This window comes from Poseidonocella pacifica, assembly GCF_900111875.1.
GTDB classification, from domain to species: domain Bacteria; phylum Pseudomonadota; class Alphaproteobacteria; order Rhodobacterales; family Rhodobacteraceae; genus Poseidonocella; species Poseidonocella pacifica.
In genome coordinates, this window is the sequence record NZ_FOJU01000005.1 from 58,104 (window position 1) to 71,308 (window position 13,205).

The 13,205-nt window shown below is 61.3% G+C and carries 12 protein-coding genes and 1 tRNA gene; 10 read left to right on the forward strand and 3 right to left on the reverse strand.

The annotated features are described in order from the left end of the window. Nucleotides 1–136: 136 nt before the first annotated feature. Both ettA and BM234_RS14260 read right to left on the reverse strand, forming a co-directional pair. Nucleotides 137–1,792, reverse strand: coding sequence for an energy-dependent translational throttle protein EttA (gene ettA, locus BM234_RS14255; protein ID WP_092066165.1), 1,656 nt, complete (start codon nt 1,790–1,792; stop codon nt 137–139). A 77-nt stretch (nt 1,793–1,869) separates the two neighbouring features. Next, nucleotides 1,870–2,352, reverse strand: a complete 483-nt coding sequence (locus BM234_RS14260; protein WP_092066167.1) for a GNAT family N-acetyltransferase — start codon at nt 2,350–2,352, stop codon at nt 1,870–1,872. A 106-nt stretch (nt 2,353–2,458) separates the two neighbouring features. Here BM234_RS14260 and BM234_RS14265 point away from each other — a divergent pair, with 106 nt between their 5' ends. Further along, nucleotides 2,459–3,061 carry a nicotinate-nucleotide adenylyltransferase gene (locus BM234_RS14265; RefSeq protein WP_092066169.1) on the forward strand — a complete coding sequence of 201 codons (603 nt, stop codon included), beginning with the start codon at nt 2,459–2,461 and terminating at the stop codon, nt 3,059–3,061. Here the strand turns inward: BM234_RS14265 and BM234_RS14270 are convergent. Further along, on the reverse strand, nt 3,023–3,892 hold the full coding sequence (locus tag BM234_RS14270; RefSeq protein WP_092066677.1) for a DMT family transporter: 870 nt from the start codon (nt 3,890–3,892) through the stop codon (nt 3,023–3,025). The genes BM234_RS14265 and BM234_RS14270 overlap by 39 nt on opposite strands. An 80-nt stretch (nt 3,893–3,972) precedes the next feature. Here BM234_RS14270 and dacB point away from each other — a divergent pair, with 80 nt between their 5' ends. The 9 genes from dacB (at nt 3,973) to BM234_RS14320 (ending at nt 13,205) form a co-directional block, all read left to right on the forward strand. Further along, nucleotides 3,973–5,460, forward strand: a complete 1,488-nt coding sequence (gene dacB / locus BM234_RS14275) for a D-alanyl-D-alanine carboxypeptidase/D-alanyl-D-alanine endopeptidase (protein ID WP_092066171.1) — start codon at nt 3,973–3,975, stop codon at nt 5,458–5,460. A 134-nt stretch (nt 5,461–5,594) separates the two neighbouring features. Further along, nucleotides 5,595–5,882, forward strand: coding sequence for a 50S ribosomal protein L28 (gene rpmB / locus BM234_RS14280; protein WP_092066679.1), 288 nt, complete (start codon nt 5,595–5,597; stop codon nt 5,880–5,882). 502 nt (nt 5,883–6,384) lie between these two features. Then, complete coding sequence (locus BM234_RS14290) at nt 6,385–6,849, forward strand: copper chaperone PCu(A)C (protein WP_092066176.1); 465 nt, start codon at nt 6,385–6,387, stop codon at nt 6,847–6,849. 191 nt (nt 6,850–7,040) lie between these two features. After that, a tRNA-Phe gene (locus BM234_RS14295) sits at nt 7,041–7,115 on the forward strand. Between the two features lie 404 nt (nt 7,116–7,519). Next, the gene (locus tag BM234_RS14300) at nt 7,520–8,341 is read left to right on the forward strand and encodes a GntR family transcriptional regulator (RefSeq protein ID WP_139226809.1); all 822 of its coding nucleotides are present in this window, start codon (nt 7,520–7,522) and stop codon (nt 8,339–8,341) included. Next, on the forward strand, nt 8,338–9,852 hold the full coding sequence (locus BM234_RS14305; RefSeq protein WP_092066180.1) for an ABC transporter substrate-binding protein: 1,515 nt from the start codon (nt 8,338–8,340) through the stop codon (nt 9,850–9,852). The genes BM234_RS14300 and BM234_RS14305 overlap by 4 nt, the downstream gene beginning before the upstream one ends. A 65-nt stretch (nt 9,853–9,917) precedes the next feature. Continuing rightward, nucleotides 9,918–11,408, forward strand: coding sequence for an ABC transporter substrate-binding protein (locus tag BM234_RS14310; protein ID WP_092066681.1), 1,491 nt, complete (start codon nt 9,918–9,920; stop codon nt 11,406–11,408). A gap of 7 nt (nt 11,409–11,415) precedes the next feature. Beyond that, complete coding sequence (locus BM234_RS14315; RefSeq protein WP_092066182.1) at nt 11,416–12,342, forward strand: ABC transporter permease; 927 nt, start codon at nt 11,416–11,418, stop codon at nt 12,340–12,342. Beyond that, a complete protein-coding gene (locus tag BM234_RS14320) occupies nt 12,339–13,205 on the forward strand; it encodes an ABC transporter permease (RefSeq protein WP_092066184.1) in 867 nt (288 codons plus the stop codon). Before BM234_RS14315 ends, BM234_RS14320 begins: the two co-directional genes overlap by 4 nt.

The following is a 13,205-nucleotide window of genomic DNA, read 5'->3' on the forward strand; positions in this document are numbered from 1 at the left end:
CTGGCCATCAGCCAGCCCTGAGAACTTAGAGAGGTCTCCTTTCGGAACCATGAGCGATGCGCGGTTTAGGGCGCATTCGCGCACTAGCGCCGAACGGCATGTGGAGGTTGGCAGAAGGAGCCAACCCCCTTCTGCTTCACCGCGTGAACTTCTTGTACTTGATCCGTTTGGGCTCCAGCGCGTCTGGGCCGAGGCGGCGTTTCTTGTCTTCTTCGTAATCGGCAAAGTTGCCTTCGAACCATTCCACATGTGCGTCACCTTCGAAGGCGAGGATGTGGGTGCAGATCCGGTCGAGGAAGAAGCGGTCGTGGGAGATGACCACGGCGCAGCCGGCGAAGTCGACGAGCGCGTCTTCGAGTGCGCGGAGGGTTTCAACGTCGAGGTCATTGGTCGGCTCATCGAGGAGCAGCACGTTGCCGCCGTCCTTGAGCAGGCGCGCCATGTGGACCCGGTTGCGCTCACCGCCCGAAAGCAGACCGACTTTCTTCTGCTGATCCCCGCCCTTGAAGTTGAATGCCCCGCAATAAGCGCGGGAATTTATCTCTGCATTGCCGAGGTGGATGATATCCTGCCCGTCAGAGATGGCTTCCCAGACATTGTGATCGGGGTTCAGCGCATCGCGCGACTGATCCACGTACGACAGCTTGACTGTGTCGCCGTATTCGATGGTGCCGGAATCCGGCTGTTCCTGTCCGGTGAGCATACGAAAGAGCGTGGTCTTACCCGCCCCGTTGGGGCCGATCACCCCGACGATCCCGCCGGGCGGAAGATCGAAGGTGAGACCTTCTACCAGAAGCTTGTCGCCCATGTGTTTGGTCAGCCCATCCACATCGATGACCTTGCCGCCGAGGCGGGGGCCGTTGGGGATGACGATCTGGGCGCGGGAAAGCTTCTCGCGCTCGGTCTGATTGGCAAGCTCATTATAGGCGTTGATCCGGGCCTTCTGCTTCGCCTGCCGCGCCTTGGCACCCTGCCGGATCCATTCCAGTTCGCGCTCCAGCGTCTTGGACCGAGACTTGTCCTCGCGGGCTTCTTGCTCCAGCCGTTTGGCCTTCTGCTCCAGCCAGCTCGAATAGTTGCCCTCGTAGGGAATGCCGCGACCCCGGTCGAGTTCGAGGATCCATGACGTGATATCGTCTAGGAAATACCGGTCGTGGGTCACGATGAGGATCGTGCCTTTGTACTCGACCAGGTGCTGCTGGAGCCAAGCGATGGTTTCCGCGTCGAGGTGGTTGGTTGGCTCGTCGAGAAGCAGCATTTCAGGCGCTTCGAGCAGCAGCTTGCACAGCGCGACACGGCGCTTCTCACCACCGGAAAGCGTATCGACGGGCGCGTGATCGGGGGGGCAACGCAGGGCTTCCATGGCTACATCGATCTGGCTGTCGAGATCCCAGAGGTTCTCTGCGTCGATCTCATCCTGAAGCTGGGCCATCTCATCAGCGGTTTCGTCGGAGTAGTTCATCGCCAATTCGTTGAACCGGTCGAGCTTGGCCTTCTTGGCTTTCACCCCCTCCATGACGTTGCCGCGCACATCGAGTGCCGAGTTCAGTTCAGGCTCCTGCGGCAGATATCCAACACGCGCGCCTTCGGCGACCCAAGCCTCACCGGAAAAGTCCTTGTCGAGCCCGGCCATGATCTTGAGCAGGGTGGATTTACCGGCACCGTTGACACCGACGACACCGATCTTCACCCCGGGGAGGAAGTTGAGGTGGATGTTCTCAAAGGTCTTCTTGCCGCCGGGATAGGTCTTGGAGACGCCATCCATATGATAGACAAACTGATAGGAGGCCATGCGTCCGCTCCTTGCAAACTTGGGAATTCGTTGCCGCCCTAGATAGAGGAGCACAGCAACAGGGGCAATGGGTCGGTCTAGAGGTGTTTCTCGAAGAAATGCGTCGGGTAGGGGTCATCGTTGAAGCGCGGAATTTCATGCCAGCCCGAGTTGCGATAGAGGGCGATCGCCTCGGGAAGAGCTTCGTTGGTGTCGAGACGCAAGACAGGCAAGCCGATCTGGCGTGCAGCTTCCTCTACGGCGGTCATCAGGCGGCGGGCGAGACCCATGCCGCGCGCGGTGGGAGAGACCCAGACCCGTTTGACTTCGCCCCAACTCTCCTGCCCCTTCAGTGCAGCGCAGCCCAACGGCGTTTCGCCGGACATTGCCACAAAGAACGCGCCCGTTGGCGGGATCATCGTGGTGGCCTCCGGATCGCGCGAAAGGTGAACTTCGAATCCCTGATCGAAGCGGCGTGCAAGCTCCTTGTAGTATTCGTGAAGACAATAGAGCGCGCCGGGATCGCGCGGATCCCTCGCGACGATTACAGGGGGCGTGGCGGGGGCGGTTGGATCGGGCATGGTTCAGGCTCCGCGAGGCAAATTCCGATTCCGGGAAAGGGTCTGATCTTGTCGCGAAGGTCAAGCCGGATTGACAGGGCGGCCCGGGGCAGGCGAAGCAGGCGCGATGCTGTCGTCGCATAAATACCTTGCTCCCGGAATGACGGTCGGGCTGCTCGGCGGATCCTTTGATCCGCCGCATGCGGGGCATTTGCATATTTCTCAGGAGGCGCTCAAGCGGTTCGGGTTGGATCAGGTCTGGTGGCTGGTCTCTCCGGGGAACCCCCTCAAGGCGGCCGGACCAGCGCCGATAGCAAGGCGTATGGCGGCGTGCCGAGATCTTGCGCGCGATCCGCGCATACATATCAGCGATTTCGAGGCGCGGGCAGGCACCCGCGTCACCGCAGATACGTTGGCAGCGCTCCAGAATGTCTACCCTTCGGTGCGGTTTACATGGCTGATGGGCGCTGACAATCTGGCGCAGTTGCATCGCTGGGGGCGTTGGCGGGAAATCATGGCGCGGGTACCTGTCGGGGTGCTCGCCCGGCCAGGAGACCGGATCGCGGCGCGACTCGCACCAGCGGCGCGCATCTATCGCCATGCAATGTTGAAAGCCGGCGAGGCGCCGCTGCTGTCCCGGGCAGAAGCGCCAGCGTGGTGTTTTCTCAACGTGCCCATGCGGGATGAGAGTTCATCCGCGATCCGGGCGCGGGGCGAATGGCGCGGATGATCTCCCCCGACCCAGTGTTGCGGACAGGATGCCTGCCCCGACGATGACGGCCAACCCCACAACGGTCAGGGCATCTGGCAGATCGCCGAAGACGAGCCAGCCAAACCCGGTTGCGGCAATCAGTTGGAAATAGACCAGTGGCGCGACCTGTGCGGCGGTTGCCCGGGTATAGACCACAAGCAAGAGCAGGTTGCCCAGCATCGATAGAGTCGCAGAAGTCGCCAGCAGGCCAGCGGTCGATGCATCTATTGGCGGGATCGCAAGGAGCGCGAAGGGTGCCGTGACCACCGCGCCAATGACAAGCTGGGAGAAGAGCAACGCCCGCGGGCGCGCAAGCCCGGTGAGCCAGCGGGAAGCGGTGAGAAAGCCACCGTAGAAAAGCCCCGCAAGCACAGCGAACAACAAGTTCGGAGAGCCGCCCAAACCCGGGCGAACCACGATCAGAACCCCCAGAAATCCCAGAACCACCAGAAGCGTTCGCAGAGGTGTGACGGTTTCCCTCAGCAGAAACACAGAGAGCGCGTAGCTGACCAGCGGGCCTATGAAAAAGGCCGCAAAGCAATTCGCCATGGGTTCTGTGCGGAGGGCCGTCAGGATAGAGGCGATCCCGCAGGCCAGAAGCACGCCGCGCAGCCAGACCCGCCAATCGGCAAGGAGAGGCCAGGGGCTGGACCGAAGGAAGGGAAGCACGAGAAGTGCGCCGAGGGCAAAGCGGACGAATGCGGCAAAAACAGGCGCGACGCCCAGTTCCGCGGTCAGCATCTTGCCCGCCGTATCCCCGCCGGGGATGAGCGACATGGCGATGAACATGAGGAGCAATGTCCGGCCCATGACGGTGCGGTAGCATGGGCAACAGAAGCGCACCAGAGCGGTTGTCAGGGACCGCGGCATGAGGTTAAATCCGCACCGAAATGGCAGCATCAAAATATACCAGACGCGGGGTTTTGGGCGGGGCGGCGGCGCTCCTGCTGCCCGGCGCATTGCACGCGGGTGCCCCCGCGCAATCCTTGGTGCCAAAGGCCCGCCCGGGAGGCGCGTCCCCTGCGGTACTGGGGCCAGCGGCGGAGATCGTTGCCGGGGCTGGCTTCAAGGGGGACGTGGCATTTGCGCTGGTGGAATGCGGAACGGGGCGTGTGCTCGAGACGCTAGGCGGCGAAGCTTTGCCCCCGGCCTCGGTCGCCAAGGTGCTGACATCGCTCTATGCGCTGGAGGCGCTTGGCCCCGAATACCGGTTTGACACGCGGCTGGTCGCAACTGGCCCTCTGCGCGACGGGCGGCTGGAAGGCGACCTTGTCCTCGCTGGTGGCGGTGATCCGACGCTGGATACCGATGCGCTCGCGGAAATGGCAGCAGAGCTAAAGGCCGCCGGAGTGCGGGAGATCACAGGCGGTTTCCGCGTCTGGGGGGGCGCACTTGCCTATCAGAGTGCGATCGATCCCGAACAACTGGCACATCTGGGCTATAACCCGGCGGTGTCGGGGCTCAACCTGAACTATAACCGCGTTCATTTCGAATGGCGCCGCGCCGGGGCGGATTATGGCGTGACGATGGACGCCCGCTCCGCGCGCTACCGGCCCGAGGTACAGATTTCCCGGATGCAAATCGCTCCGCGCAGCTTCCCTGTCTATACGTATCAAGACGAAATCACCCACGATGCATGGACCGTGGCGCGTGGGGCGCTTGGCAACGATGGCGCGCGCTGGCTTCCGGTTCGTAAGCCGGCGCATTACGCGGGCGAGGTATTGGCCGGGTTTGCCAGATCGCACGGTATCGTTTTAGGGGCACCCTCGGCGTCTGATAGGGCGCCCACGGGAGAGACGCTTGTTCGCCATCAAAGCGCCCCGCTGGAGCCGATCCTCAAGGATATGCTGCGGTATTCGACCAACCTCACGGCAGAGGCCGTCGGCATGTCGGCAAGCGCCGCCCGGCTGGGCCGATCCCCCGATGCACTGGCTTTATCCGCAGCCGAAATGAGCGCTTGGGCCCGCGCGCGCCTTGGCATGACCCAAACTGCAATGGTGGATCACAGTGGCCTGGGCGATGCTTCGCGTCTGTCGTCAGGAGGATTGGCACAGGCACTTGCCGGCGACGAGGTTCGCACCCGCCTGTTTGGCCTCCTGAAATCCTTCGAGCTGGGGGAAGCGGGCAAATCCCACCCGGGGCTCACGGTCGTTGCCAAGACCGGGACGCTCAATTTTGTGAGCGCTCTTGCTGGATACCTCAACGTTCCGGGACGTGCCCCATTGGCCTTTGCGATTCTGACTTCCGATACCGAGGCGCGCACGCAAGCCAAGGAGAGTGGCGCCGAAATACCGGTGGGAGCACGCAGTTGGAATGCGCGATCGCGCGGGCTGCAACGTGCAATTCTTGCCCGGTGGGGGCAGCGCCACACGAGTTGACGGGATTCGGGTTGACGGCTTCGGCGATTCTGCGTAAGTCCGGCGAACAGTTTTTCTGGGCGCTGCTTGGGCAGTGCCCGTTTGGTTTTGATGGGGCCATCGCCGGCCCGACGAGACATGACAAGGATGAGACGATGTCGCGCCGCTGCGAATTGACCGGGAAAGGCCCCATGTCGGGCAACAACGTGAGCCACGCAAAGAACCGCACGCGCCGTCGGTTCCTGCCAAACCTCAACGACGTAACGCTTCAGTCCGAGACGCTCGGGCGTGGTGTGAAGCTTCGGATTTCCGCTGCTGCCCTTCGCAGCGTCGATCACCGGGGTGGGCTTGATGCATTTCTTGCAAAGGCGAAGGACGACGAGTTGTCGGTCAACGCTCTGAAGGTCAAGAAAGAAATCAAGAAGGCTCAGGTTACCGCCTGATCGCCTCTTTGCGCTTGAATTGATGAACCCGCCTGCCATTCCGGTCGGCGGGTTTTTTAATGTTGCGCGTTTTGACGCTTTGGAACTCGGGGTCAAAGCGGATATAGCCCCCGGCATGATCACCGTTCGGACATCCCTGGCCGTTACGCTCGCCCTCCTGTTCCTATGGAGCAGCGCAGGTGTCGCGGCGATTCGAACGCTTCCGGGCGCGGCGGGGACCATGGTGATCTGTACTGGCGCCGGTCCCGTCACGATCGTAATCGACGGCGAGGGACAGCCAGCGGCAACGCGGCACATCTGCCCCGATTGCCTGACACATCACATCGATACGGTCCTCCCGGTGTTCGGCGCGCCTTTGCGTGCACCTGAATTCACCTGGTTCCGGCCACTCCTCCCGCTTGCCGTCGCGCCGCCTATCCGCCCTGTACAGATATCGGCCCGCGGTCCCCCACTTTCTTGTCTGAAACATCAGCCCTGATTCTCCGACAAAGAAAGACCCGACATGTTTGCCAAAACACTTGTGACAGGATTCGTCCTGGCCATTTCCGCACCCGCCAGCGCAGAAATCCTCATACACGATGCCTACGCCCGCGCGGCCATGCCCAACGCGCCAACCGGCGCCGCCTTCATGGTTATCGAGAATACTGGAGATACCCCGGATCGGCTTGTCTCCGTGGGGTCCGACATCGCGGCGCGGGCAGAGCTGCATACCCATATCGACGCGGGCAACGGCATCATGCAGATGCGCCAAGACCCCGACGGGTTTGAAGTCCCCGCCGGCGGCAAGGCTATACTTCAGCGCGGCGGCGATCATGTCATGCTCATGGGGCTGACAGCCCCGCTCGTGCAGGGCGAAACCCTGACTATTCGGCTGGAATTTGAAGAGGCCGGAGAAAGGGTGATCGACGTCCCGATCGATCTGGAAAGGCGTGCCGGGGGCCACGGCGCGATGAAACACGATCACTGAGGGCCAAGCAACCTTAGTTTCCGGCCGCTCCTTCGGAGTGCGCCGGGGCGGGGTATTCGCGCTAAAACCGTGAACCCGTACCGGCGCGACATGTTCTTTCCAATCGCCCTCAAATCACGTGGAAAAAGCGCTAGACACCTCTAAAGACCTCGCATAGAACCCACTCACCCGAACGCCTATGCGTTCCCGATGCCCGGGTAGCTCAGGGGTAGAGCAGTGGATTGAAAATCCTCGTGTCGGTGGTTCGATTCCGCCCCCGGGCACCATTTTTACAAAAACTCTCTCATCTAGAACTTCCGCGCTTCGAGCGCGATGGCGTTTGGCAGGTGTATGTGAATGAGACGCCCACCGTACTGAAAGGCAATCTTGCTCCGCCCGGAATTGTGCTCAGTAGTTCGACTGGTCCTTAAAAGGCATTTCGTCCGCGCGCCAGGCCGGGGTCTCGCCAGGCCGACATAGGGCCTCTGGCACATACCCGTTCCTTCAAAAACACAGCGTTGGCGCGGTTCCGCGCGGCGGAATGGCGACGGCCTATCATCGTTCGCTGAAAGTCTGTGCGCTCACCGCTGAATGCACGCGTTTTGAGGGTGCAGCTTGAAAATGTCCAAAATATCGCTTGGAGATTTCCATGTCGCGTATCTAACATCTCCTAAAGTTTAGGGAGATACCTGTGTTCGATCCGTCCTCGCCGTTCATTGCCAAGCCCGATCCCCTGCAGTCGGCGCAGAAGACCAGCTTTGCAGAAGACCGGCTGAGGGTTGCTGTTCAGTCCTGCGAGCTTGCGCCCGGTTCGGTATCGACGGAGGCCCAAATCTCCGAACGTTTCGGGCTCGGACGAGCAGCGGTACGGGTGGCGCTTGCCAGACTGTCGGCGCTCGGGCTTGTGCATCCGATTCCGCGCGCGGGCTGGAAGGTTCTCCCGGTAACCGGCGCTTTGATCGGGGAGGTGATCGTGGCGCGCCAACGTGTCGAACCCTGCCTCGCGGACGCGCGCCCTGATGCGGCGACGATGGCGCGGATGTCTGAGCTGGCTGAGATGATCGATGTGCTGGAAGGTCAGAGCGATCATGCGGCCCTCGCAACCCGTCGCGGATATGAGCGGGAACTGCTTGAGCTTCTCATGGATACTTTGAGTAACCGGTTGATGGCGCGCTTTCTCTGCGGGCTATGGGATCATTCCGAGCGTATCCTGCAATTTCTTGAGACGCCGGGATCAGGGATCTTTGCGGCTTGCCAAGCACGCGCCTTGACTGAGGCCGCTGCCGCCGGGGATGGCGCGCGGATCGTCGCGCTCCGTATGGCTGACATCGCTGCCTTTGAGAAATTCGCTGTTGCGGGACTCATGCGGGACCGCACCGAACTTGGCGTCGCCAACGACGCTGCCAACGCCTCACTAAACAACGGTCACTCAAGGCCGGACGCAGGCGCAACATCCGGGACGCAATCCAAGCGCGATCCGGGGATAAAGTCCGACAAAGGAGTTACGTCATGAAAAGAAAGAGCTTGGCGGCGCGTGTCGCGCTTCCGGTTGTCCTGTCGCTGGGGGTCGCCTTGACGGCAATTGCCCCTGCCCACGCCAAGGAGCAACTGACCGTCGATCTGGTGAATGAGCCATCGTCACTTGATCCGCATCAACAGTGGAACCCAGACAGCTACTACGTCTACCGCAACATTTTTGACAACATGGTCACGCGCGACAACGATGGCCAGATCGTGCCGCAAATCGCGACGGAGTGGGAACGCCTGAGCGATACCGAAGTGGTCTTTACGATCCGTGATGACGTGACCTTTCACGATGGTACGCCGCTGACCGCTGAGGACGTGGTCTATACCGTCAAACGGATCACCGATCCCGAGTTTGGCTCTCCGCAGCTGGGCCAGTTCAACAAGATCGTCAATGCCGAGGTCACCGGGGATAATCAGGTGACGCTTACCACCGATGGTGCCTACCCGGCTTTGATGGCGCAGTTGGTAAAGCTGTCGATCGTGCCCAAGCACATCGCATCGACGATGACATCCGCCGAGTTCAACGAAGCACCGGTCGGATCGGGCCCCTATGTGTTTGAAAACTGGGATCGCGGCGTATCTGTCACCGTGATCAAGAACGAAGAATACTGGGGCGATATGGGGCCGTTCGAAACCGTGGTCTTTCGCGGAGTTCCGGATGCCGCCACGCGCGTTGCCGACTTGCAGGCAGGCGCGGCGGATCTGGTGGTGACGTTGAACACCGATCTTGCGCAGCAGGTCGAAAGCGGTGGCAAGGGCAAGGTCCTGACCGTCAATACCGAACGGGTCGCCTATTTCGCTCTGAACAGCGCTTTGGCACCGCTGGACCAACCCGATCTGCGCAAGGCAATCGGCTATGCGATCGACCGCGAGGGGATCGTCGAAGGCCTGCTTGGCGGGTATCCGCAGGTGGTGGACCAAATGCTTTCGCCGGCGCATTTCGGCTGGGCCGAGGGCATCGAGGGATTCGAGTACGATCCCGACAAGGCGCGTGAGTTGATCGCCGGGCTGGAAACCGCGCCTGAGATGGAAATGGGCCTTGCGACATCGCCGGTCTTTGACCAGCGGGTGGTGCAGGCCATCCAACAGATGCTAACCGACGTTGGGCTGAACGTGGCGATCAATACCACGGATATGGCCACTTGGCTGAAGGACCAACAGACCAGCCCCGAACAGGCGCCAATGCTGACCTTCTCGCGTTGGTCTTGTGCCTGTCAGGATCCGGACGGGATCATGTATCCCCTGCTGCATTCATCTTCGAACTGGAGCCGCGTGACCGATACCGAGATCGACGCGCTTCTTGACGAAGCACGCAGTGAACTGGACGAGGAAAAGCGTGCCGATCTCTATGCCCAGATCAACCGCAAGGCAGTGGAGAATGCGGATATCCTGCCGCTCTACCAAGCTGCAATCATCTATGGAGCAGCGGATAGTCTGGAATGGCAGCCTACGTCCAACGAAAGCTTGTTCCTCAACCGCATGAGCTGGGCCGAGTGACTGATCACGGGGTCGCGCAGTCGGCGCGGCCCTCCAACGTCCCAATTGCATGGAAGGATCGGATCATGATCCCCGTAAGTATTCGCGGCCTCGTCGTAGCAGCCAGCCTGTTGGCGGCACCAGCCGTTCTCGCGCAGGATATCACTGTAAATCTGGTGAACGAGCCATCCACGCTGGATCCGCACCAACAGTGGAACCCTGACAGCTATTATGTCTATCGCAATATCTTCGACAATGTCGTCACGCGTGACGATGCTGGCGAGATCATGCCCCAGATCGCGTCGGACTGGACCCAGTTGTCAGACACCGAGATGGTGCTGAAGATCCGCGACGATGTCACCTTTCATGATGGCACGCCGCTGACTGCGGAAGATGTCGTCTTCTCCGTCCAGCGTATCACAAATCCCGACTTCGGATCGCCGCAACTGGGCCAGTTCAACCAGATCACCGGGGCGTCTGTCTCCGGCGATCACCAAGTCACGCTGACCACGGATGGCGCCTATCCGGTGCTGCTGGCGCAGTTGGTCAAGCTGTCGGTTGTGCCGAAACACGTGGTCGAAGAGGTCGGGGACGAGGCGTTCAACGCAAATCCGATAGGCTCTGGGCCCTACAAGTTCGACAGTTGGAATCGCGGCGTCGAGGTAACGTTGTCGCGCAATGCCGATTATTGGGGGGATGCCGGGCCTTTTGAAATGGCTGCCTTCAAGGCGGTGCCTGATGCATCTACTCGGGTGGCCAACCTGCGGGCCGGTGCGGCTGACCTGATCGTATCGCTCGACAGCGACATCGCGCGACAGCTGGACGGACAGGCGGGGGTGCAGGTCCTGACCGCGCCGACCGAGCGGGTTGCGTTCATGGGGATCAACACCATACGCCCGCCGTTTGATGATCCGCAGGTGCGTCATGCCGCGACCATGGCCATCGACCGCGAGGGTATCGTGCAGGGCATCTTGGCAGGAGGAGAAATCACCGCCGATCAGATGGCGACCCCGGCGCACTTCGGGTTTGTCGAAGGGGCGGAGCCGATCGTCTATGACCCCGAGGAAGCCCGGCGCATCGTCGAAGAAACCGGCGCGGGAAAGACCCCGATGCAGTTCGCGACGTCGCCGGTTTACGACCAGCGCATCGTACAGGCCATTCAGCAGATGCTGAACGACGTGGGTTTCGACGTCGAAATCTCGATGACTGACATGAGCACCTACCTTCAGGCAGCACGCGCCCCGGAAAAGGCAGATCGGCCTTTCCTCAGCTTTGGGCGCTGGTCTTGTGCCTGTCAGGATGTGGATGGTGTTCAGTTCCCGCTGCTGCATTCGTCCTCTAGCTGGAGCCGGGTAGAGGATTCCGGGCTTGACGCCTTGCTGGAAACGGCGCGCGCCTCGCTGGACGAAGGGACACGTCTGGATGCTTATGGCGAGGCCCAGAAGATCGTGCATGACAATGCCTATATCCTTCCACTCTATCAGGCGGTGGCGCTCTATGGGGCTACGGAAAAGTTGGACTGGACGCCCACAGCGAACGAGAGCCTGTTTCTCAACCGCATGAACTGGAGCGAATAGCCCGCCCATGTCGGTATTCCTCCTGCAAAGACTTGGTCAGGCGCTGGTGGCGATCTTCGGCGTGATGACGCTGGTGTTCTTCATCCAGCGCCTGACCGGGGATCCCACCTATTTGCTTGTCCCAGAAACGGCCACGCAGGCGGATATCGAGGCAATGCGCCGGACGCTGGGTCTCGATCAGCCGCTGGTGGTGCAATACGCGAACTATCTGTGGGATATGCTGCGCTTCGATTTCGGAACCTCCTACGTACAGAACGTGCCGGTGATCGACATCATCGCCTCGCGTTTGCCCTATACGTTGCAACTGGCCGCCGGGGCGCTGTTCGTCGCTTTCGTGATCGGTCTGCCGGTTGGGTTGGCCTTGGCTCTCTGGCGCGAGAAAACCGCAGCGAAGCTCCTTATGGGCGTCGTGCTTGGCGCGCAGAGCATGCCGACCTTCTGGAGCGGCATCCTGATGATCATGGTGTTTGGTGTCTGGCTCGGGTGGTTGCCGCCCTCAGGGTCGGGCAGCTTTGCACATATGATCATGCCATCAATCGCCCTCGGGCTGCTTTCCATGGCCACGTATGCGCGGATCGCCCGCAGCGCGCTTCTGGATGAGATGTCAAAGGACTACGTGCGCTCGGCGCGTGCCCGCGGCGTGGGAACCGGGCGGCTGGTGCGCAAGCATCTGATCCGAAACTCACTGATACCGGTGATCTCCATCAGCGCGCTTGAAATCTCACAGCTTCTCGCAGGGGCGGTCATCGTCGAGACCGTCTTTGCCTGGCCCGGTCTGGGGCAGTTGACTGTGCAGTCTGTCCAGTCCCGCGATTTTGTCGTCGTGCAGGGGATCGTCCTGCTGGGTGCGCTGGTGACGATCAGTGTGAACCTGCTGGCAGATATCCTCTACAGCGTCGTCGATCCGCGTATCCGCAAGGGGGGCCGCGCATGACCGCCTACGCCGCCGCTTGGCGCCGCATGTTTCGATCGCAGCCGGGTGATGGCGTTCCCGTGGGTGTCTTTCTCGCTATTCTGGCGATCATGGTCATCGTCGCGATCTTTGCGCCGCTGATCGCGCCCTATGATCCCAACACGCAGAACCTGCTTGGCCGCCTCAAACCGCCGGGCACCGAAGCTCGGGGTGTCTACTACCTGCTCGGCTCGGACGAACTTGGCCGCGACCTTCTGAGCCGGGTGATCCATGGTGCGCGGGTGTCGCTTGCCGTGGCCTTTCTGTCGGTCATCCTGTCGGGCTGTGTCGGGATCACGCTGGGCATGTTGGCCGGCTATCGCGGCGGCTGGGTCGAGATTGTGGTCATGCGCCTTGTCGACATCTTCCTGTCGATCCCGGCCATTCTGCTGGCGATCATCATGGTGGTGGTCCTCGGACCGGGATTTCTCAATGTGGTGCTTGTGCTCGCGCTGACCCGTTGGCCGCGCTATGCCCGCATCGCCTATGGTCAAACCCTCGCAGTGTCGAGCCAACCCTATGTGCGGCTGGCCCGCGCCATGGGGGCGGGCCCCATCCGGGTGCTTTTCCTACACATCCTCCCAAATATCATCGCGCCGCTCGCGGTGGTGGCGACGCTGGAATTCGGCCTGATGGTCCTCTTCGAGGCGGGGCTCTCTTTCCTCGGCCTTGGGGTACAGCCGCCAATGGCCAGTTGGGGCGCGATGCTCAGCGTCGGGCGCAACTACGTCTCCAGCGCGTGGTGGATCGCCACTTTCCCGGGGCTCTGCCTCTTCCTGTTGGTGCTGTCGGTGAACCTGATCGGGGATCGCCTCAGCGCCTATCTCAACCCAAAGTCACGGTGA

What these genes read in the sequence shown, in the direction of transcription:
- ettA (WP_092066165.1), bottom strand. Translation starts at nt 1,792, where the DNA reads ATGGCCTCCTATCAGTTTGTCTATCATATGGATGGCGTCTCCAAGACC.
- BM234_RS14260 (WP_092066167.1), bottom strand. Translation starts at nt 2,352, where the DNA reads ATGCCCGATCCAACCGCCCCCGCCACGCCCCCTGTAATCGTCGCGAGG.
- BM234_RS14265 (WP_092066169.1), top strand. Translation starts at nt 2,459, where the DNA reads ATGCTGTCGTCGCATAAATACCTTGCTCCCGGAATGACGGTCGGGCTG.
- BM234_RS14270 (WP_092066677.1), bottom strand. Translation starts at nt 3,892, where the DNA reads ATGGGCCGGACATTGCTCCTCATGTTCATCGCCATGTCGCTCATCCCC.
- dacB (WP_092066171.1), top strand. Translation starts at nt 3,973, where the DNA reads ATGGCAGCATCAAAATATACCAGACGCGGGGTTTTGGGCGGGGCGGCG.
- rpmB (WP_092066679.1), top strand. Translation starts at nt 5,595, where the DNA reads ATGTCGCGCCGCTGCGAATTGACCGGGAAAGGCCCCATGTCGGGCAAC.
- BM234_RS14290 (WP_092066176.1), top strand. Translation starts at nt 6,385, where the DNA reads ATGTTTGCCAAAACACTTGTGACAGGATTCGTCCTGGCCATTTCCGCA.
- BM234_RS14305 (WP_092066180.1), top strand. Translation starts at nt 8,338, where the DNA reads ATGAAAAGAAAGAGCTTGGCGGCGCGTGTCGCGCTTCCGGTTGTCCTG.
- BM234_RS14310 (WP_092066681.1), top strand. Translation starts at nt 9,918, where the DNA reads ATGATCCCCGTAAGTATTCGCGGCCTCGTCGTAGCAGCCAGCCTGTTG.
- BM234_RS14315 (WP_092066182.1), top strand. Translation starts at nt 11,416, where the DNA reads ATGTCGGTATTCCTCCTGCAAAGACTTGGTCAGGCGCTGGTGGCGATC.
- BM234_RS14320 (WP_092066184.1), top strand. Translation starts at nt 12,339, where the DNA reads ATGACCGCCTACGCCGCCGCTTGGCGCCGCATGTTTCGATCGCAGCCG.